Source organism: Streptomyces sp. NPDC028419 (assembly GCF_055565515.1).
Window position 1 is genome coordinate 174348 of record NZ_JBVHUE010000011.1, and the last position, 18532, is coordinate 192879.

At 71.3% G+C, this 18532-nt stretch carries 19 protein-coding genes; 4 read left to right on the forward strand and 15 right to left on the reverse strand.

What is annotated here, in order from left to right:
- The first annotated feature begins 161 nt into the window (after positions 1–161).
- Positions 162–1400 carry a L,D-transpeptidase gene (locus tag ACZ4UB_RS15705; RefSeq protein ID WP_468070566.1) on the forward strand — a complete coding sequence of 413 codons (1239 nt, stop codon included), beginning with the start codon at positions 162–164 and terminating at the stop codon, positions 1398–1400.
- Between the two features lie 149 nt (positions 1401–1549).
- Positions 1550–3148, forward strand: coding sequence for a CocE/NonD family hydrolase (locus ACZ4UB_RS15710; protein ID WP_468070567.1), 1599 nt, complete (start codon positions 1550–1552; stop codon positions 3146–3148).
- 63 nt (positions 3149–3211) lie between these two features.
- On the opposite strand, the gene ACZ4UB_RS15715 is transcribed toward ACZ4UB_RS15710, so the two are convergent.
- The 12 genes from ACZ4UB_RS15715 to ACZ4UB_RS15770 all read right to left on the reverse strand — a co-directional run bounded on the left by ACZ4UB_RS15715 (position 3212) and on the right by ACZ4UB_RS15770 (position 13263).
- Positions 3212–4093 (reverse strand): amino acid ABC transporter permease, encoded by an 882-nt coding sequence (locus tag ACZ4UB_RS15715; RefSeq protein ID WP_468070568.1) that lies wholly within the window; start codon positions 4091–4093, stop codon positions 3212–3214.
- Positions 4090–4734, reverse strand: coding sequence for an amino acid ABC transporter permease (locus tag ACZ4UB_RS15720; protein WP_468070569.1), 645 nt, complete (start codon positions 4732–4734; stop codon positions 4090–4092). The genes ACZ4UB_RS15715 and ACZ4UB_RS15720 overlap by 4 nt, the downstream gene beginning before the upstream one ends.
- A 17-nt stretch (positions 4735–4751) precedes the next feature.
- Positions 4752–5684: a glutamate ABC transporter substrate-binding protein gene (locus tag ACZ4UB_RS15725; RefSeq protein WP_468070570.1), complete on the reverse strand. Its 933-nt coding sequence runs from the start codon at positions 5682–5684 to the stop codon at positions 4752–4754.
- Positions 5685–5696: 12 nt separating this feature from the next.
- Entirely contained in the window at positions 5697–6440 is a 744-nt protein-coding gene (locus tag ACZ4UB_RS15730; protein WP_468070571.1) for an amino acid ABC transporter ATP-binding protein, read from the reverse strand.
- A 152-nt stretch (positions 6441–6592) separates the two neighbouring features.
- Complete coding sequence (locus tag ACZ4UB_RS15735) at positions 6593–7033, reverse strand: DUF6278 family protein (protein ID WP_468070572.1); 441 nt, start codon at positions 7031–7033, stop codon at positions 6593–6595.
- Between the two features lie 75 nt (positions 7034–7108).
- A complete protein-coding gene (locus ACZ4UB_RS15740; RefSeq protein WP_354383102.1) occupies positions 7109–7897 on the reverse strand; it encodes an exodeoxyribonuclease III in 789 nt (262 codons plus the stop codon).
- A gap of 58 nt (positions 7898–7955) precedes the next feature.
- Positions 7956–8588 carry an MBL fold metallo-hydrolase gene (locus tag ACZ4UB_RS15745; RefSeq protein ID WP_468070573.1) on the reverse strand — a complete coding sequence of 211 codons (633 nt, stop codon included), beginning with the start codon at positions 8586–8588 and terminating at the stop codon, positions 7956–7958.
- A 43-nt stretch (positions 8589–8631) separates the two neighbouring features.
- The gene (locus tag ACZ4UB_RS15750) at positions 8632–9219 is read right to left on the reverse strand and encodes a hypothetical protein (RefSeq protein ID WP_468070574.1); all 588 of its coding nucleotides are present in this window, start codon (positions 9217–9219) and stop codon (positions 8632–8634) included.
- A complete protein-coding gene (locus tag ACZ4UB_RS15755) occupies positions 9216–10382 on the reverse strand; it encodes an ROK family glucokinase (RefSeq protein ID WP_468070575.1) in 1167 nt (388 codons plus the stop codon). Before ACZ4UB_RS15755 ends, ACZ4UB_RS15750 begins: the two co-directional genes overlap by 4 nt.
- A 15-nt stretch (positions 10383–10397) precedes the next feature.
- Positions 10398–11225, reverse strand: a complete 828-nt coding sequence (locus ACZ4UB_RS15760) for an ATP-binding cassette domain-containing protein (RefSeq protein WP_354383097.1) — start codon at positions 11223–11225, stop codon at positions 10398–10400.
- Positions 11222–12256, reverse strand: a complete 1035-nt coding sequence (locus ACZ4UB_RS15765; RefSeq protein ID WP_468070576.1) for an ABC transporter permease — start codon at positions 12254–12256, stop codon at positions 11222–11224. Before ACZ4UB_RS15765 ends, ACZ4UB_RS15760 begins: the two co-directional genes overlap by 4 nt.
- Positions 12253–13263 carry a sugar ABC transporter substrate-binding protein gene (locus ACZ4UB_RS15770; RefSeq protein ID WP_467955812.1) on the reverse strand — a complete coding sequence of 337 codons (1011 nt, stop codon included), beginning with the start codon at positions 13261–13263 and terminating at the stop codon, positions 12253–12255. Before ACZ4UB_RS15770 ends, ACZ4UB_RS15765 begins: the two co-directional genes overlap by 4 nt.
- A 190-nt stretch (positions 13264–13453) precedes the next feature.
- On the opposite strand from ACZ4UB_RS15770, the gene ACZ4UB_RS15775 reads away from it, so the two are divergent.
- On the forward strand, positions 13454–14458 hold the full coding sequence (locus ACZ4UB_RS15775; protein ID WP_399260334.1) for a Gfo/Idh/MocA family protein: 1005 nt from the start codon (positions 13454–13456) through the stop codon (positions 14456–14458).
- Positions 14459–14476: 18 nt separating this feature from the next.
- On the opposite strand, the gene ACZ4UB_RS15780 is transcribed toward ACZ4UB_RS15775, so the two are convergent.
- The 3 genes from ACZ4UB_RS15780 to ACZ4UB_RS15790 all read right to left on the reverse strand — a co-directional run bounded on the left by ACZ4UB_RS15780 (position 14477) and on the right by ACZ4UB_RS15790 (position 17441).
- Entirely contained in the window at positions 14477–15670 is a 1194-nt protein-coding gene (locus ACZ4UB_RS15780; RefSeq protein ID WP_468070577.1) for a cytochrome P450 family protein, read from the reverse strand.
- 107 nt (positions 15671–15777) lie between these two features.
- Entirely contained in the window at positions 15778–16707 is a 930-nt protein-coding gene (locus ACZ4UB_RS15785; protein WP_468070578.1) for a DMT family transporter, read from the reverse strand.
- Positions 16708–16832: 125 nt separating this feature from the next.
- Complete coding sequence (locus tag ACZ4UB_RS15790; RefSeq protein ID WP_468070579.1) at positions 16833–17441, reverse strand: dihydrofolate reductase family protein; 609 nt, start codon at positions 17439–17441, stop codon at positions 16833–16835.
- A 173-nt stretch (positions 17442–17614) separates the two neighbouring features.
- Between ACZ4UB_RS15790 and ACZ4UB_RS15795 the strand changes: the two genes are divergently transcribed.
- Entirely contained in the window at positions 17615–18397 is a 783-nt protein-coding gene (locus ACZ4UB_RS15795) for an SDR family oxidoreductase (protein ID WP_468070580.1), read from the forward strand.
- Positions 18398–18532 lie beyond the last annotated feature (135 nt).

Here is an 18532-nt window from a genome sequence, read left to right on the forward strand (position 1 = left end):
GACCGCCGGGGCGAGGCATCCGTCCTTCGTGACCGGATGATGACCGTTCTGCTGCGGTACAGGTCACAACCGAATTACCGATATTTTTCCTGGAATCCGCAACCTAATGTCGTGGCGTTCGCTCTTTGTTTGTGAACGATCATCACTTCGGAGGGGTTTCGTTGAGCCGCACACGCCGTACCGCATCGTCGCGTCGCCAGGTCCCGGGAGCGCGGGGCCGCCGGGCCGCCCTCGCCGCCACCGCACTGCTGGCCGCCGCTGCCCTCACCGCCTGCTCGGGCGGAGCGGGCGGAGCCGACGGCGGTAAGGCCGAGATGAAGAAGAAGGAGATGTCCCTCTCCGTGAACCTGACGGGCGACCAGGTCAAGGCGGGCGAGCCGGTCAAGGTGACCCTCGCCGAAGGCAAGTTCGCCCAGGTCAAGGTCACGGACGGCAAGGGCGGGGAACTGGCGGGGAAGATATCCGAGGACGGCAGGACCTGGACCTCGGAGCGCAACGCCTCGCCGGGCCAGGACTACAAGGTCGAGGCGCAGAACACCGAGAGCCAGAGCGCGACCACGCAGTTCAAGACGACGGCCGCCGACAAGGTGAACAAGGTCACGATCAACCCGGGCAAGGCCAACGGGGTGGTGGGCATCGCCCAGCCGATATCGATCGTCTTCGACAACCCGGTCAAGAACAAGGCCGAGGTCGAGAAGCAGCTGAAGGTCACCACCTCGAACAACACCGAGGGTTCCTGGGGCTGGTTCAAGGACTACTCGGGCAACGACCGGGTGGATTGGCGCCCCAAGGAGTACTGGAAGTCCGGGACCGACGTGAAGGTCGACATGAAGTTGAACGGTGTCGATTCGGGCAGCGGTTACTTCGTGAAGGATTACAACACCGAGTTCAAGATAGGCAAGGACCGCCGGATGAAGGTGGACCTCGACAGCAAGACGATGTCGGTGACGGAGGACGGCCAGGTCGTCAAGACGATTCCGATCTCGGCCGGCACTCCGGGCGGCCAGAAGGCCTCCTGGTCCGGGAAGATGGTGCTGATGGCCAAGGAGGGCACCATCCGGATGGACTCCCAGACCGTCGGTCTCGGCGACTCCTACGACAAGATGGTCGACAACTCGATGCGGCTGACCTGGTCGGGCATGTACGTGCACGCCGCGCCGTGGAACAGCGCCAACTTCGGCAGCGCCAACACCAGTTCCGGCTGCGTGGGGATGAGCGACGCCAACGCCACCGCCTTCTACAAGGAGGCTCAGGTCGGCGACCTGTTCGAGGTCGTGGGCGCGGGCTCCAAGGGCCAGGCCGACATCGGCAACGGCTACGGCGAGTGGAACCTGGACTGGGCCGCCTGGCAGAAGAAGAGCGCACTGAACGGCTCGAGCGCCGGGGCCCAGAACGGCTGACCCACCGGCGCGCCGACCCGCCACCGCGCAGGTCGAACTGACTACCGGTCAATCGTTACCAGTGCGTAACTTACCGACGGGTTACCTTCGGTAAGCCCCTCCCGCTAGCGTCGGGTCACTTTGACTCCGGCGCACGCGAGGAGCGATCGATGGCCCGCACCCCCACCGCCGTGACCGCGGCCGCACTGCTCGCGGCAGCCGCCCTGGGCCTGGCCCCCCACCCGGCCCGGGCGGCCCCGGCGGCCGCCGTGACCAGCTCCTCGGCTCCCTCGGCCGGCGCCTCCGCGCAGCTGCGCTTCTTCGACATCCCGGGCTCCGGCGGCATCACCCTCAAGGGCAACGTCTTCTCCCCCGCGGGCGCCCGCCCCGGCCAGAAGTTCCCGCTGATCGTGCTGCCCACCAGCTGGGGCGTGCCGCAGATCGAATACCTCGCCCAGGCCGAGCGGCTCGCCGACTCCGGCTACGTCGTGGTGAGTTACACCAGCCGCGGCTTCTGGCTCTCGGGCGGCCGGGTCGAGGTGGCGGGCCCTCCCGACACCGCCGACGTCTCGGCCGTCATCGACTGGGCGCTGGCCACCACCGCCGCCGATCCCGCCCGCATCGGCCTCGGCGGCGTCTCGTACGGCGCGGGCATCAGCCTGCTGGCGGCCGCCCGCGACCCGCGGATCAAGGCCGTGGTCGCGCTCAGCGGCTGGGCCGACATCATCGATTCCATCTACTCGGGCCGCACCCCACACCTCCAGGCCGCCGGCCTGCTCGGCGCCGCCGGACACCTCACCGGGCGGCCGGGCCCCGAACTGGACGGGATACTCACCGACTTCCTCGGCTCGAACCTGGAGCGCGAGCCCCAGATGATCGAGTGGGGCAAGCGGCGCTCGGCGTCCGAGGAGGTCGACGCGATCAACAACAACGGCGCCGCGGTCATGTTGGGCAACGCGTGGGGCGACACCATCTTCCCGCCGAACCAGTACGCGAGGTTCTTCGAGCGCCTCACCGGTCCCAAGCGCCTGGAGTTCCGCCCCGGCGACCACGCCACCGCCGAGGGCACCGGCCTGTTGGGGCTGCCCAACGACACCTGGACCAACGCCCACCGCTGGTTCGACCGCTACCTCAAGGGCGAGCGCAACGGCATCGACACCGAGGCGCCGGTGCAGCTGAAGTCCCGTAGCGACGAAGGCTACGAGGGCTACCCCGACTGGAAGTCGGTCGGCGCGGGCGGCGCCGAGAAGCTCGCGCTCGCCGACAGCGAGCACGTCTTCGCGAACGTCGACTCCGGCGCGAACGGCGGCGTCGTGCTGCTCTCCAGCGTGCTGGACCAGTTCGTCAAGGCGCCCCCGGTCGCTTCGATCCCGCTGCTCCCCCGCGCCTTCGCCGCCGTCTGGCAGTCCGGGCGCTACGACGAGGAGCGCCGGATCCGGGGCACCGCCCGGCTGCACACCACCGTGACCCCCACCGAGGAGAGCGGCACCTTCGTCGCGTACCTCTACGACGTCGGCCCGCTCGGCCTCGGCAAACTGGTCAGCAACGCCCCGTACACCTTCCACGGCAGGACACCGGGGCGGTCCTTCGGCGTGGACCTGGACCTCTTCTCCACGGCCTACGACGTCCCCGCCGGCCACCGGCTCGCCCTGGTCGTGGACACCGTGGACCCGCTCTACATCGAGCACAACCCCACCGGGGCGCAGCTGACCTTCTCCTCGCCGCGCACCGATCCGTCCTACGTCTCGGTGCCGCTGCGCGAGCAGTGATCCACGGCTGCTGCCGGGCGGGGGTGGCTCCCTCGGGGGTCGCTCCGCGGGTCGGACCCGGGGCTACCGCCCGCCCTGCAGCAGCATCCCCGGCTCGGCCGGGCCCACGTGCGCGGCCTCGGTCTTGGGGTTGCGCCGCTGGCGCCGGGCCATCCAGGTGGCGAACCAGGACAGCAGCATGCACATCCCGATGTAGATCGGGGAGATGATCATCACGACCGGGATGAAGGGCAGGTCGTAGTCGAGGTTGGAGGCGATCAGCTTGCCCGCGTGCAGGAACTCCTCGTAGGTGATCAGGTATCCGAGCGAGGTGTCCTTCAGGGCCACCACGAGCTGGCTGATGATGGTCGGCAGCATCGCCCGGACCGCCTGCGGCGCCAGGACGAAGGTCATCACCTGCGTCTTGCGCATGCCCAGGGCGTACGCCGCCTCCCGCTGTCCGCGCTCCACCGCGTTGATGCCCGTACGGAAGACCTCGGCCAGCACCGAGCCGTTGTACAGGGTCAGCCCCGCCACCAGCGCGGGCAGCGGCTGGACCTTCAGCGCCACGAAGATGAAGAAGATCATCACCAGCACCGGCATGGCCCGGAAGAACTCCACGCACAGCGTGGCGGCCCAGCGCACCGGCCGGTGCAGGGAGAGCCGCCCGGTGGCGAGGAGCGCGCCGAGGGCCAGCGAGAGCACCGACGCGTAGGCGAAGGCCTTGAGGGTGTTCCCGAGCCCCTCGAGCAGCAGCCGCTGGATGCCCTGGTACTCGAAGGGGGTCCACTTGGCGGCGGTGAACTGGTCGGTGTCGAAGAGCAGGTAGACGATCCAGCCGAACAGGGCCAGGATCACCGCCGTCGAGGCCATCCCGTAGAGGAAGTGGCGGCGCTGGGCGCGCGGGCCGGGGATGTCGTAGAGGGCCGTGGACTCCAGGTCCCCGTGCAGCGCGTGTGCGGTCATCGGGCGACTCCCCAGCGCTTCTCCAGCACGTTGAAGAGCGCGCTGATGGACAGGGTGATGATCAGGTAGCCGACGGCGATCCAGACGAAGGTCCAGATGATGCTGTAGCCCAGCTCGTTGAGCGTCTTGTACGTGCCCAGCAGCTCGGTGACGCTGAAGGCGCCCGCGATCGCCGAGTTCTTGGCCAGGGCGATCAGCGTGGAGCCGACGGGCGGGATGACCGAGCGGAAGGCCTGCGGGAGCACCACCGAGCCCAGCGTCTGGCCGAAGGACATGCCCAGGCTCCGGGCGGCCTCGCCCTGGCCCTTGGGCACGGTGTTGATGCCCGAGCGCAGCACCTCGCAGATGAACGCGGAGGTGTAGCAGCCGAGCGCCAGGACCGCGAAGAGCTGGAAGGGCAGGACCAGCCCGAAGCGCGGCAGGCCCAGCAGGACGGCGAAGAAGAGCAGGGTCAGGGGGGTGTTGCGCAGCACGGTCACCCAGACCGTGCCGAGCACCCGGAAGGAGCCGATCGGCGCGACCCGGAAGGAGGCCATGACGAAGCCGAGGACCAGGGCGAGCAGGGAGGCGTAGAAGGTCAGCTCGACCGTGCCGAGGAATCCCTTGCCGTAGAGCGAGAAGTTGTCGGTCAGTACGTCCATGTCTTCGCGGACTCCTCTCAGCTCGCGGGGTAGCGGTCGATGGCGGGCGGCGTGGGGGCGGGCACTCCGGACAGGCCGAGGGTGGCGTCGTAGGCCTTGGTCCAGTCGCCGTTCTTCTCCTGCGCGGCGAGGGCGTCGTCGAGGGCGAAGCGCAGCGCGTTGTCGGAGCGCGGTACGCCGATGCCGTAGGGCTCCTTCGAGAAGGGCTTGCCGACGACCTTGAGCTCGTCCGGCACCTTGGCCGCGTAGCCCAGCAGGATCGAGTCGTCGGTGGAGACGGCGTCGACCTGGTAGGTCAGCAGGTTGTCCACGCAGACGGAGTAGGTGTCGTAGGCGACGAGGACCGCCTGGGGAAAGTCCTTCTGGAGCCGCTGGTAGGGGGTGGAGCCCGCCGCCGAGCAGACCTTCTTGCCCGCGAGGTCCGCCGGTCCGTCGATGTCCTTCTCGCCGCGCCGCACCAGCAGGGACTGGCCGGCCAGGTAGTAGGGCCCGGCGAAGCCGACCTGCTTCTTGCGGTTGTCGTTGATCGTGTAGGTGCCGACGTAGTAGTCGATCTGGCCGTTCTGCAAGGCCGTCTCGCGGTTGGCCGAGGCGATCGTCTTGAACTCGATCGTCTTGGGGTCGAAGCCGAGGGAGGCGGACATCATCTTGGCGATCTCGATGTCGAAGCCGGAGTAGCGGCCGCTCGCGGGGTCCTTCTCCCCCATGTACGGCTGGTCCTCCTTGGCGCCGACCACCAGGTGACCGCGGCGCTTGGCCTTCTCCCAGGTCCGCGAGTCGGGGAGGTCGAAGCCGGTGTCCACCCGGTAGACGGGCAGGTCCTCGGGCTGCGGGCCCTTGACCGGGGGGCTGCCGGACCTGCCGCAGCCGGCCACCGCGCCCAGCAGCGCCAGGGTCAGGGCGAGCGCGCGGGCGTACGCGGGCAGCCCTCGGGTGCGTGTCGCGTTCATCGGGACCGCCCCTCAGTGCTTGAGGATCTTGGAGAGGAAGTCCTTGGCCCGCTCGCTCTCGGGGGCGGTGAAGAACGCCTCCGGGGTGCGGTCCTCGATGATCTTCCCGTCGGCCATGAAGACGACCCGGTTCGCGGCGGAGCGGGCGAAGCCCATCTCGTGGGTGACCACGACCATGGTCATCCCCTCGCTGGCGAGCTGCTGCATGACCTCCAGCACCTCGTTGATCATCTCCGGGTCGAGCGCGGAGGTCGGCTCGTCGAAGAGCAGCGCCTTGGGGTTCATGGCCAGGGCGCGGGCGATGGCCACGCGCTGCTGCTGACCGCCGGAGAGCTGGGCCGGGTACTTGTCCGCCTGGTCGGCCAGGCCGACCCGCTCCAGCAGCTCCCGGGAGCGCTTGTCGGCCTCCTCGCGGCCGCGCTTCCTGACCTTCGTCTGCGCGAGCGAGACGTTGGCGAGCACCGTCTTGTGCGCGAAGAGGTTGAAGGACTGGAAGACCATGCCCACGTCGGCGCGCAGCGCCGCCAGGTCCTTGCCCTCGGCCGGCAGCGGCTTGCCGTCGAGGGTGATGGTGCCCGACTCGATGGTCTCCAGTCGGTTGATCGCGCGACACAGGGTCGACTTCCCGGAGCCGGAGGGGCCGATGACCACCACCACCTCCCCGCGGCCGACGGTGAGGTTGATGTCCTGGAGGACGTGCAGTTGCCCGAAGTGCTTGTTGACGTCCCGCAGCTCGATCAACGGATCGACGGCCATACGCTGCCCTGCCCATGTGTCGGTGTGTCGAGGTCAGCGCAAACTATCCAGCGGTGAAGGCGACTTCACCGCGACACGCTCGACATACCTAAAAGCGACATAAACATCACCGGCAGGTGCGGGCGCCGACGGTCGCCCGCGGTCGCTCCCGCTCAGCCTTCGGAGGCCTCGGCGTAGATCTGGGACAGCTCGGGCGATCCGGTCATCGCCCAGGAGACCCCGGACTCCACCACGTTCAGCTCGCGCCCCGAGGCCAGCCGGATCACCGGCTGGCCGTTCGGCCACACCTGCCAACCGCAGCCGGGCAGGGTCTTGATGATCACCGTGCCGAGGTAGAAGCCCGCGTCGTTGCCGAGCCAGGGCGTGGCCTCGGGGTCCCGCCGCCAGCGCGGCATCAGCTGGTCCAGGGCCTCCAACGAGTCCGGGGTGCCGTCGAGTTCGAGGCCGGCGGCCCGGGCCTGGACGCGCAGCATCTCGCACTCCGCGAACATCTCGCCCACGCCCTCGGGATCCTCCGCGAGGGCGGCGGCCAGGGCCGCTCCGTGCTCGGTCTCGTGCCGGTTCAGCCAGTGGTCCAGGAACGGGATGTTCATACCGCCCAGCCTGGCACCCGTACCCGCCGGGGGCCACAGGGCGCGCCTGGATCGGCGCGATCCGGGCCCGGTGGGCTAAACCCCCTGGACGTCGAGGTCCACGACGACCGGCGCGTGGTCGGAGGCGCCCTTGCCCTTGCGCTCCTCGCGGTCGACGTAGGCGTCCTTGACGGCGGCGACGAAGGGGGCGTTCCCGTACACGAGGTCGATGCGCATGCCCTTGTTCTTCGGGAACGCGAGCATCCGGTAGTCCCAGAACGTGTAGGGGCGGTCGTACTTGAGCGGGCGCGGCATCACGTCGGCAAGCCCGGTCGCGCGCAGCGTCTCCAGCGCGGCCCGCTCGGCGGGGGTGACGTGGGTCATCCCCTCGAAGACGGCCGGGTCCCAGACGTCCTCGTCGGTCGGCGCCACGTTGAAGTCGCCGAGCACCGCGAACGGGCGGGGGCCCGCCGCGTCTTCGGCGACGGCCGCGCCCAGCGCGCGGAACCAGTCCAGCTTGTAGCCGTAGTGGTCGTGCTCCACCTCGCGGCCGTTGGGCACGTAGACCGACCAGACGCGCACTCCCCCGCAGGTCGCGGAGATCGCGCGCGGCTCCGCCACGCCCTCGTAGTCCGGGCCGCCGGGCAGCCCGGTGACGACGTCCTCCAGGCCGACCCGGGAGAGCAGGGCGACGCCGTTCCAGCGCCCGGTGGCGTTGACGGCCGACTCGTAGCCCAGCTCGCGCAGCTCGGCGTGCGGGAACTGCTCGGCGGAGCACTTGGTCTCCTGGATGCACAGCACGTCGGTGCCGCTGGACTCCAGCCAGGCCAGCAGCCGGGGCAGCCGGGCGGTGATCGAGTTGACGTTGAACGTGGCGATACGCATGTCCGTAACCTACCGCCAGGCACCGACACCCACCCGGCTGGCGCCCGGGGGCCGGCGCTCAGAGGTCGGCGCTGTCCCCCGCGGCGAGCCGGCTGTGCGGGGCGCCGCCGAGGGTGTCGAGGGCGAAGTCGTAGATCGGCCGGGCGATGTCGGCGAGGTAGGCGTCGTGGATGTCGATGGCCGTGCGCGGCTTGACCTCGCGGACGTAGTCGATGACCTCGGCGACCTTGTTCCAGGGCGCGTGCACCGGCAGCAGCAGGGTGTCGACGGGGACGCCGGGTACGGTCAGCGCGTCGCCGGGGTGGAAGAGCGCGCCCTCGACGAGGTAGCCGACGTTGGTGACCCGGGGCATGTCCGGGTGGATCTCGGCGTGCAGCTCGCCGTGCACCTGTACGTCGAAGCCCGCCGCCGTGAAGGCGTCGCCGTGGCCGACCGTGTGGACGCGGCCCGGGTAGGCGGGGGCCAGCCGCCCGGCGACGCTGGCGAGGGTCCACAGCCGCGCCGCGGGGTTCGCGTCGAGGGCGGCCCGCAGCCGGCCCTCCTCGAAGTGGTCGGGGTGCTCGTGGGTGACCAGGAGCACGTCCGCCCCGAGCCCGGCGTCCGGTTCGCTGAAGGCGCCCGGATCGATGACGAGCGTGCGCCCGTCCTTCTCGACCTGGACGCAGGAGTGCAGCCGCTTGGTGAGCTTCATGATCCAAGGCTAGCCGGGGCCCGCGACGGGGACCAGGGACGGGCTACGGGGTGGCGGTGGAGACGATGTAGACCTTGGGTTTGGTCGGGACGGTCAGGTCGACGGTGATGTCCTGGGTGGGGCGCGGGTCGTTCTGCTCGTGCGTGGCGCCGTACCAGGCGTTCTTCGGGTTCCAGTTCCAGCCCGCGGCCTCGGTGTCGCGCTCGCTGATCGAGACGCCCCGGGTCAGGCCCTCGCGGCTGGTGCCCATCGAGGTCAGGAACCTGTCGAGCTCGTCGGGGGTGATCGCGAACTGCACGTAGAGCCGGCTGGTGCGCCAGTTGTTGGTCTCCAGGAAGCCGACCCGCCACGCCTTGTCCGGGATCGGCACCTCGTAGATGCTGCGCTGCACCTTGGAGGGCCAGCCCGCGCGCACCTTGGTGGCGCCGACCTTGGCCGCCTTCTCCTTGCCGCTCTGGCGGCTCTGCTGGGCGGCGATCGCGAGGTAGCCGGCGGGTACGCCGATCAGCAGCACGATGATGATCGCGGTGATCCAGCGGCGCCGCACGACGCGGCGCCGGGACTCGGCGGGCGCGGGAGCGCCCCCCTCGTCGGGGGCGGGGGCCTGGCGCGGCAGGGTCGGGGGCGTCACGGCTTTTCTGGTCCTTGTTCCTCGGACCCGGCGGCGGCCCGTCGGCCCGCCTGGGCATAGCGTTCGTAGCGTTCGACCCGGCGGCGGTTGGCGCGGCGGAAGCGCCGGGCGACGAGCCGGGAGAGGTCGGCCGCACCGACCATACCCGCCTCGGGGCCGAGCTGGGCCTTCGCGATGCGGGCCTCGGGACGGTAGCCGCGGCCCGTCAGGTGGCGCCGGAAGGCGTCCCGGGCCGGTCCGATCAGCAGGTCGTCGGCCGCGCTGACCCCGCCGCCGATGACGAAGCACGAGGGGTCGAGGGCGGCGGCCAGGTTGGCGATGCCGACGCCGAGCCACTGGCCGATGTCCTGGAGCAGCTCGACGCACATGGCGTCGCCCTCGCGGGCCAGCTCGGTGATGAGCGGCCCGGTGATCTCCGTGACGTTCCCGCCGACCCGGGCGATCAGGCCGTGGGCGACCGGGGAGTCCGCCGCGGCCAGCTCGCGGGCCTCGCGGACGAGGGCGTTGCCGGAGCTGTACTGCTCCCAGCAGCCGCGGTTGCCGCACGGGCAGCGGTGCCCGCCGGGGACCACCTGCATGTGGCCGAACTCACCGGCCACGCCGAACTTGCCGCGCTTGACCCTGCCGTCCTCCAGGATCGCGCCGCCGATGCCGGTCCCGAGCGTGATCATGACGAGGTGGTCCTCGCCGCGCCCGGCGCCGAAGCGCCACTCCGCCCAGGCGGCGGTGTTGGCATCGTTGTCCACCATGACCGGCACCGCGAGCCGTGACTGGAGCGCGTCGCGCAGCGGCTCGTCGCGCCAGGCCAGGTGCGGGGCGAAGAGCACCCGCGAGCGGTCCGCGTCGACCCAGCCGGCCGCGCCGATGCCCACGGCGTGGACGTCGTGGCGGTCGGAGAGGTCCAGGACCAGTTCGACGATGGTGTCCTCGACGACCTTGGGGCTCTTGGACTTGTCGGGGGTCTCGGTGCGGATCTTCTCCAGGATGACGCCGTCGGCGTCGACGACGCCCGCCATCACCTTGGTGCCGCCGATGTCGATGCCGACGGTGGGGACTCGCGGGGCGGTCAGGTGCGACCGGCGCTCACGGGTTCCGACGGTCCGCAGGACGGTGCCTCGCGCCGAGCCCCGGTGGGCGAGCGTGAAGTCCCGGTACGTGCTCATCGAGTCGTGTCGTCCCTATGGTGCGGTGGTGCCGGAAGGGTCAGTGTGGGGCGGTGTTGCCCCCGATTCTGCCACCCGCTCCAGCTCGTGGCTCAGCTCGTCCAGTTCCGAGCCTCCCGCCATCTGCCGGGTGAGCTCGTCGAGGGTGATCGAATCGCGGGTGTGGCTGCCCGCCATCGCGCCCCGCTTGAGGAGCACGAAACGGTCTCCCACCAGGTACGCGTGGTGCGGGTTGTGCGTGATCAGGACCACGCCGAGGCCCGCGTCCCGGGCGGCGGCCACGTACTTGAGCACGACGCCGGACTGCTTGACGCCGAGCGCCGCCGTGGGCTCGTCCAGGACGAGCACCTTCGCGCCGAAGTGGACCGCCCTGGCGATGGCCACGCACTGGCGCTCGCCGCCGGACAGGGTGCCGATCGGCTGGTCGACGTCGCGCAGGTCGATGCCCATGCGCAGCAGCTCGGCGCGGGTGGTCTCGCGCATCAGGTCCACGTCGAGGCGGCGGAAGGGACCGCGGCCCTTGGTGGGCTCGGAGCCCAGGAAGAAGTTGCGCCAGACGGGCATCAGGGGGACCACCGCGAGGTCCTGGTAGACCGTGGCGATGCCGTGGTCGAGGGCCGCGCGGGGATTGGCCAGAACCGTCTCCTCGCCCTCGATCTCGAAGCTGCCCGCGTCGTGCCGGTGCAGCCCCGCGATGATCTTGATGAGGGTGGACTTGCCCGCGCCGTTGTCGCCGAGGACACAGGTGATCTCGCCCGCCGAGACCTCCAGGGAGACGCCTTCGAGCGCGCGGATGTTGCCGTAGTACTTGCTGACGCCGGTCAGCTCCACCAGTGCGGTCACTTGCTGGCCTCCGCCCTCTTGCGCACCCAGGCATTGAGCAGCGTGGCCAGCAGGAGCATCGCGCCGAGGAAGAACTTGAACCAGTCCGGGTTCCACTGCGCGTACACGATGCCGTTGCTGGTCATGCCGAAGATGAAGGCGCCGACGGCCGAGCCGATGGCGGAGCCGTAGCCGCCGGTCATCAGACAGCCGCCGATGACGGCCGCGATGATGTACAGGAACTCGTTGCCGACGCCCTCGCCCGACTGGACCACGTCGAACGAGAACAGGATGTGCTGGCCCGAGATCCAGGCGCACAGCGCGACGCCCATGTACAGCCCGATCCGGGTCTTGACCACCGGTACGCCGACCGCGCGCGCCGCGTCGGCGCCGCCGCCGACCGCGAAGATCCAGTTTCCGGCGCGGGTGCGCAGCAGGATCCAGGTGGCCACCGCGACCAGCACCAGCCACCACAGGATGGTGACCCGCAGGGTGACCGGGCCGAGGGTGAGCTGCGAGGCGAACAGCGAGCGGGCGGAGGAGAAGCCCTCCATGTCGGCGATGGTCTTGGTGGAGACCGAGCCGCTGATCAGCTTGGTGAAGCCGAGGTTCAGGCCGGTCAGCATGAGGAAGGTGCCGAGGGTGATGATGAAGCTCGGCAGTTTCGTCCGGGTCAGCATGAACCCGTTGAAGAACCCGATGGCGAGGGTCACCAGCAGCGAGACGAGGACGCCGACCCAGACGTTCGCGGTCATCTGGTAGCTGAACATCGAGCTGAACAGGGCCGAGGTGGTGACCATGACGCCGGCCGACAGGTCGAACTCGCCACCGATCATGAGCAGGGCGACCGGGACCGCCATGATCCCGATGGTGGAGGCCGAGTACAGGATCGTGCTGAGGCTGGAGGCCCGCAGGAAGCTGTCGGCCGCGAAGGAGAAGAAGACGAAGACGGCGGCCGCGCCGACGACCGCGCCCAGCTCGGGCCGGCCGAGCAGCTTGCGCACGACGGAGGTGGGGGCGAGCCGCTCGTCGGCGGCGGTGGCCGCGCTCATCGGCTGCCCCGCTTGATGAACTCCTCCAGCTTGGCCGCTTCGGCGCCGGTCACGATCTGCGGGCCGGTGAGCACCGGACGGCCGCCGCCGAGGGTGTCGGCGTTGTAGCGGTAGAGCCAGAGCAGGTCGACGGCCTCGTAGCCCTGGAGGTAGGGCTGCTGGTCGACGGCGAAGCCGAGGGCCCCGGACTTCAGGTCCCGGGCGACGGCCTCGTTGAGGTCGAAGGTGTCGACCTCCGCCTTGCTGCCCGCGGCGTCCTTGGCCTTGATCGCGGTGGGTGCGAAGGGCGCGCCGAGGGTGAGCACCGCGTCGATCGCGGGGTCGGCCTGGAGCTTCGCCTGGATGGCCGCCTGCACGGAGGGCATGTTGGTGCCTTCGACGTACAGGTTCTCCAGGTCGCCGCCGAAGGTCTTCTTCGCGCCGGCGCAGCGCTGCTCGTGGCCGACGTTGCCCTGCTCGTGCAGGACGCAGACGGCTTTCTTCTTGCCGCGCTTGGTCAGCTCGCCGCCGACGGCCTCGCCCGCGATCTCCTCGTCCTGGCCGATGTGGGTGAGGGCGCCGTACTCCTTGGACTGGGCGGAGCCGGAGTTCACCGTGATCACCGGGATGCCGGCCTTGGTGGCCTTGCCGAGGACGTCCTTGAGGGCCTCGGGCTTGGCCAGGCTGACGATGATGCCCTGGACCTTCTGGTCGATGGCGTTCTGCACGAACTGGGCCTGCTGCTGCGCCTGGTCGTCGTGCGCGTAGACGAAGTTGATGTTGTCCTTCGCCGCGGCTTCCTTGGCGCCCTTCTGGACGATGTCCCAGAAGGTGTCGCCATCGCCCGCGTGGGTGATCATCGCGAAGGTCCAGCGCGGGGTGGAGACGGCCGGACGGCCCTGTTCGGCGGCCTTCGCCCGCTCCTCGGCCCGCTTGCCGCCCGTACTGCTGCACCCCGCGAGGGAGGCCCCCAGTACCGCCGCGAGCACGGCGCCCACGACGCGTACCCCTGTCCGAACCCTAGCCACGTCTGTCGTGCCCTTCCCTCGTCCTGAACGTCCTGGAATCCTGCGGTCGCCGCGCCGGTCGTGCGGGGCGGTCGTCAATGCGGTCATTCCGGTTCCAGCCGCCCAGTATCCGCCACAGTGGACCATGGGGTCGTCATCGGGGCAGGCCGGGCGGATTGACAGGTGACCCGGACGGGGTCACGTTGAGTGCATGCGCATCGGGCTCATCGGTACGGGCCGGATCGGTTCCTTCCATGCCGCGTCGCTGGCCCACCAGCCGCAGGCGGGATCGTTGGTGCTCGCCGACGCCGACCCGGGGCGGGCGGCGCTGCTCGCCGCCCGGCTGGGGGCGACCGCCGCGCCCAGTGTCGACCAGATCTTCAGCTGGGGCGTGGACGCGGTGGTGGTGGCGTGCGCGACGCCGGGCCACGCGGAGCTGGTGGTGCGGGCGGCGCGGTCCGGTCTGCCGGTGTTCTGCGAGAAGCCCGTGGCGGCCGACCTGGGCCGCAGCCTGGCGGTGCTGCGCGAGGTGGCGGCCGTGGGCGGGACGCTCCAGGTGGGCTTCATGCGGCGCTTCGACGCGGGGTACGTGACGGCGCGCGAGCTGGTGCGCTCCGGCGCGCTGGGGCGGCTGCACACCGTCCGCACGATGACCGCGGATCCGGCGCCGCCGGCCGCCGCCTATCTGGCCGGCTCCGGCGGCCTGTACCGGGACTGCCTCGTGCACGACTTCGACGTGGTGCGCTGGGTGACCGGGCAGGAGGTGACCGAGGTGTACGCGACCGGCTCGGACGCCGGGCCCCCGCAGTTCCGCGCGACGGGCGACGTGGACACGGCGGCGGCGCTGCTGACCCTGGCCGACGGGACGCTGGTGACCTGCACCGGCAGCCGCTGCAACGGCGCGGGGTACGACGTGCGGATGGAGCTCGCCGGGGAGCTGGACCAGGTCTCGGCCGGGCTGGACGACCGTACGCCGATCGCCTCGACCGAACCCCAGGGCCCGCCCCCGGCGACCAAGCCGTGGACGGGGTTCCTGGAGCGGTTCGGGCCCGCCTACGAGGCGGAGCTGGCCGCCTTCGTGAGCCTGGTCCGGGGCGAGGGCCCCAATCCGTGCGACGGCCGGGAGGCGCTGGCCGCGCTGCGGATCGCCGAGGCCTGCGAGCTGTCCCGGCGCGAGCGCCGCCGGGTCGCCCTCGCCGAGCTGCCGGACCTCTGAACGGGCACTCACCCCCGGCTACCAGCTCACCGGGAGCCGCGTGACCCCCCTCATCAGGCTGCCGCCGAGCCACACCGGCGGGCCGCCGGCCGGGTCCTCGGCCAGGTCGGGGAATCGTTCCAGCAGCGACCGGACGGCGATCTTGCCCTCCATCCGGGCGAGCGGGGCGCCGATGCAGAAGTGCAGGCCGTGCCCGAAGGCGAGGTGGCCGTGCGGGGCGCGCCGGACGTCGAAGGTGTCCGCGTCGGCGAAGCGGCCCGGATCGCGGTCGGCGGAGGCCAGCGAGACCACCACGGTCGCCCCGGCCGCAATGAGCGTGCCGCCGATCTCCAGGTCCTCGCGGGCGTAGCGGTAGGTGGAGTTCTGCACGGGGCCGTCGTAGCGGAGCATCTCCTCCACGGCGCCGTCGATGAGCCCGTCGTAGTCGGCGCGCAGGGCGGCCAACTGGTCGGGGTGGGCGAGCAGCGCCCGTACGCCGTTGGAGATGAGGTTGACGGTGGTCTCGTGGCCCGCGACCAGCAGCAGGAAGGCCATCCCGATCAGCTCGTCGGGCGAGAGCGAGTCGCCGTCCTCGTCCCGGGTCCGGATCAGCTCGCTGAGCAGGTCCTCGCCCGGGGCCTTGGACTTGGCCTCGACCAGTTCGGCGAGGAAGGCGCTGAGCGCCCGGTGCGCGCTGCCGTCCCCGCTCGCGGCGGTGGGCGCTACGATCTCGTTGGACCAGAAGCGGAACCGCTCGCGGTCCATGTCGGGGACACCGAGCAGCTCACAGATCACGGTCATCGGCAGCGGGAAGGCCAGGGCCGCGATGAGGTCGGCGGTGCGCTCGGGCCGGGCGGCCATCGCGTCGAGGAGTTCGTCGGTGACCTGCTGGACGCGGGGGCGCAGTGCCTCGATGCGGCGGCCGGTGAACGCCCGGACGACCAGTCGGCGCAGTCGGGTGTGGTGCGGGGGGTCGGATTCCAGCATGTTCGCGTTGGCCGCGGTGACGAGGGCGTCGGAGAACTGGCCGGAAGTGCGCCAGTCCTTCGACAGGGCGGGGTGGTTGAGGGCTTGGCGGGCCTCGTCGTGGCCGACGATCAGCCAGCTGGGTTCGAACTCGTCGGCGTAGACGGTGGCCCGATGGACCGGTCCCGCCGCGCGGAGTCTGGCGTAGAAGGAATAGGGGTCGGCGGCGAAGTCCGCATCGCTCCCGCTGATGTCCACTACTGGCATCGGTCCACCGTACGACCGCGGTTCACCCGCTGGATGCGGCGTTTTCGGCCACTCGCCGACGGTGTGCCGCGTCGGTTCGGACATCCGGTGGGGCGCCGCCCCGCGGCTCAGACGTCCGCCGGGGTGGCGGCGCGGCGGCCCCACGCGGTGCCCACCAGGACCAGGGCGGCGCCCGCGAGGCCGGCCGCGCCCAGGTGTTCGCCGCCGATGGCGATGCCCGCGGCGGCCGCCCACAGCGGTTCGGTGCCGAGCAGCAGGCTGACCCGGGACGGGGAGGTGCGGCGCACGGCCCATATCTGCACGAAGAACGCGAACAGCGTGCACAGGACGGCGAGGAAGGCCAGTCCCGCCCACTGACCGGGGCCGAGGTCCGCCGCCGCGGCCCACGGCGTGGCGCCGGTGCCGGGCAGGGCCGCGAGCAGGGCGAAGACCAGGACGGCGGAGCCGAGCTGAACGGTGGTCAGCGAGAGCGAGTCGGCGTCCTGGAGGGCCTTCATCCGGGCCATCAGCAGGACGTGCAGGGTCCGGGCGCAGGCGGCGCCGAGGATGAGCAGGTCGCCGGTGGAGGGTGCGGTGAAGCCCGCGCCCTGCGTGAGCAGGACGACCCCGGTGACGGAGACGGCCGCGGCGCCCAGGAAGGCGGCCGGGGGCCGCACCCGGCGCACGGCGGCCTCGGCGAGCGGGGTGAGGATCATGGTCAGGCTGATGATCAGCCCGGCGTTGGTGGCGGAGGTGTGCACCACCCCGTAGGTCTCCAGCAGGAAGATCCCGCCGACGACCAGGCCCAACAGGGCCGCCCCGCGGACCTGGGCGGACCGCAGGGCGCGCAGCCGCCGGGCGCCGGCGATCACGAGGACGGGCAGCACGAGGAGGAAGCGCAGCACCAGGACCGCGATCACGGTGTGGCTGGTGGTGACGCCCTTGGCGGCGAGGTAGCTGCCGCCCCACACCACGGCGACGAGCAGGACCGGCAGGTCGGCGAGCCAGGCGCGGCGGGGTGCGAGGGCGGGCGCCGGTACGGCGGCGAGCGTGGACACGGGTCTCCAACGGTCAGCGGGGGGTGGAGACTTCGGTGGCTCGCACGGATGCGGTCACCGTACCGGAGCACTGCCTGTGGGGTACACCCTGTTTCACCTGGTGAGCGGGTGGCCCGGCCGGCGCCTCAGAAGGAGCCGAAGGAGGCCCGGCCGGCAGGACGGTAGGTGAGCACGGCGACCCCGCCGTCGGTGATCCGGGAGGCGGTGAGTTCGCAGGTGGTGGGCGCTCCCCCGACCGGGAAGAGGTGCCGCCCGGCCCCCAGGAAGACGGGGTAGACCAGCAGGTTGAGCTCGTCGATGAGGTCGCGGGCGAGCAGGTCCCCGACCAGTTCCGCGCTGCCCCAGATGTGCACCTCGCCGTCGGTGGCCGCCTTGATCCGGGCGATCTCCGCCTCCAGGTCCGGGCCGAGGACGGTGGCGCCCTCCCAGGCCGGGTCTTCGAGGGTGCGGGAGGCCACGTACTTGGGCGCGGAGTTCAGCTTGGCCGCGATGGCGTTGGCGGGGTCGGTCTGCAGGGGCCAGTACCCGGCGAAGATCTCGTACGTGCGGCGCCCGAGCAGGAAGGCGCCGGCCCGGTCGAAGGCCTCGGTGATGAACTCGCCCACGCCCTCGTCCTCGAAGGGCACCTGCCAGCCGCCGTAGGAGAACCCGCCGCTCGGGTCCTCCTCGGGGCCGCCGGGGGCCTGCATCACGCCGTCGAGGGTGAGGAAGGTGATGAGGGTCAGCTTGCTCATGGCGGTTCGTCTCCTCGCGAGGGGGCTCGTACGTCTCTTCAGACTCCCGGCCGCCGCGGAACTCATCGGTGCGGCGCGCGTGAACGCGAGGTCCGATTCCTGCCAGCGCGGGTACCGCCCCGCCGGTTTCATTGAACCCGCAACCACTTACGACTTTCCCGCGGAGGAACACGATGGACGCGACCGTGCACACGAACGGCACCACCGGCGACAGCGGCAACGGGGGGACGGGCCGGGTCGCCCTGGTCACGGGCGGCAGCCGGGGCATCGGCGCGGCGACCGCGCTGCGCCTGGCCGCCGACGGCGCGGACGTGGCGATCACCTACGTCAGCGACGCGGAGGCGGCGGCGGAGGTCGTCCACAAGATCGAGGCGTACGGACGCCGCGGCCTGGCCGTACGGTCGGACGCGGGCGACCCGGGCGCCGCCGCCGGCGCGGTGGAGCGCACCGTCCGGGAGCTGGGGCGCCTCGACGTCCTGGTCAACAACGCGGGCGTGGGGGTGCTGGGACCGCTGGAGACCCTCACGGTCGCCGATGTGGACCGGGTGCTCGCGGTCAACGTCCGCGGGGCGTTCCTCGCGGCCCAGGCGGCCGCGGCCCGGCTGGACCGGGGCGGCAGGATCATCACCATCGGCAGCTGCATGACCCAGCGCGTCCCGGGGCCGGGCGGCTCCCTCTACGCGACGAGCAAGGCCGCGCTCACCGGGCTGACCAAGGCCCTGGCCCGGGAGCTGGGCGAGCGCGGCATCACGGCGAACCTGGTGCACCCGGGTCCGGTGGACACCGACATGAACCCGGCCGACGGGCCGTACGCCGCCGGGCAGAGCGCGATGACGGCCCTCGGGCGCTTCGGCACCCCGGACGAGGTGGCGGCGACCGTGTCCTTCCTCGCCGGACCGGACGCGGCCTACGTCACGGGCGCCGAGTTCTCGGTGGACGGCGGCCACGCCGCGTAGTCCTTCCGGGCTCGCCGCCCGCACGCGCCGGTGGGGGGGGGGGGGGGGGGGGGGGGGGGGGGGGGGGGCGGGAAGAAGGGGGGGGGGGGGGGGGGAGGAGGCGGGGGGGGAGGGAGGGAGACACGCGGGGCGGAG

What these genes read in the sequence shown, in the direction of transcription:
- ACZ4UB_RS15710 (WP_468070567.1), top strand. Translation starts at nt 1,550, where the DNA reads ATGGCCCGCACCCCCACCGCCGTGACCGCGGCCGCACTGCTCGCGGCA.
- ACZ4UB_RS15715 (WP_468070568.1), bottom strand. Translation starts at nt 4,093, where the DNA reads ATGACCGCACACGCGCTGCACGGGGACCTGGAGTCCACGGCCCTCTAC.
- ACZ4UB_RS15720 (WP_468070569.1), bottom strand. Translation starts at nt 4,734, where the DNA reads ATGGACGTACTGACCGACAACTTCTCGCTCTACGGCAAGGGATTCCTC.
- ACZ4UB_RS15725 (WP_468070570.1), bottom strand. Translation starts at nt 5,684, where the DNA reads ATGAACGCGACACGCACCCGAGGGCTGCCCGCGTACGCCCGCGCGCTC.
- ACZ4UB_RS15730 (WP_468070571.1), bottom strand. Translation starts at nt 6,440, where the DNA reads ATGGCCGTCGATCCGTTGATCGAGCTGCGGGACGTCAACAAGCACTTC.
- ACZ4UB_RS15735 (WP_468070572.1), bottom strand. Translation starts at nt 7,033, where the DNA reads ATGAACATCCCGTTCCTGGACCACTGGCTGAACCGGCACGAGACCGAG.
- ACZ4UB_RS15740 (WP_354383102.1), bottom strand. Translation starts at nt 7,897, where the DNA reads ATGCGTATCGCCACGTTCAACGTCAACTCGATCACCGCCCGGCTGCCC.
- ACZ4UB_RS15745 (WP_468070573.1), bottom strand. Translation starts at nt 8,588, where the DNA reads ATGAAGCTCACCAAGCGGCTGCACTCCTGCGTCCAGGTCGAGAAGGAC.
- ACZ4UB_RS15755 (WP_468070575.1), bottom strand. Translation starts at nt 10,382, where the DNA reads ATGAGCACGTACCGGGACTTCACGCTCGCCCACCGGGGCTCGGCGCGA.
- ACZ4UB_RS15765 (WP_468070576.1), bottom strand. Translation starts at nt 12,256, where the DNA reads ATGAGCGCGGCCACCGCCGCCGACGAGCGGCTCGCCCCCACCTCCGTC.
- ACZ4UB_RS15775 (WP_399260334.1), top strand. Translation starts at nt 13,454, where the DNA reads ATGCGCATCGGGCTCATCGGTACGGGCCGGATCGGTTCCTTCCATGCC.
- ACZ4UB_RS15780 (WP_468070577.1), bottom strand. Translation starts at nt 15,670, where the DNA reads ATGCCAGTAGTGGACATCAGCGGGAGCGATGCGGACTTCGCCGCCGAC.
- ACZ4UB_RS15790 (WP_468070579.1), bottom strand. Translation starts at nt 17,441, where the DNA reads ATGAGCAAGCTGACCCTCATCACCTTCCTCACCCTCGACGGCGTGATG.
- ACZ4UB_RS15795 (WP_468070580.1), top strand. Translation starts at nt 17,615, where the DNA reads ATGGACGCGACCGTGCACACGAACGGCACCACCGGCGACAGCGGCAAC.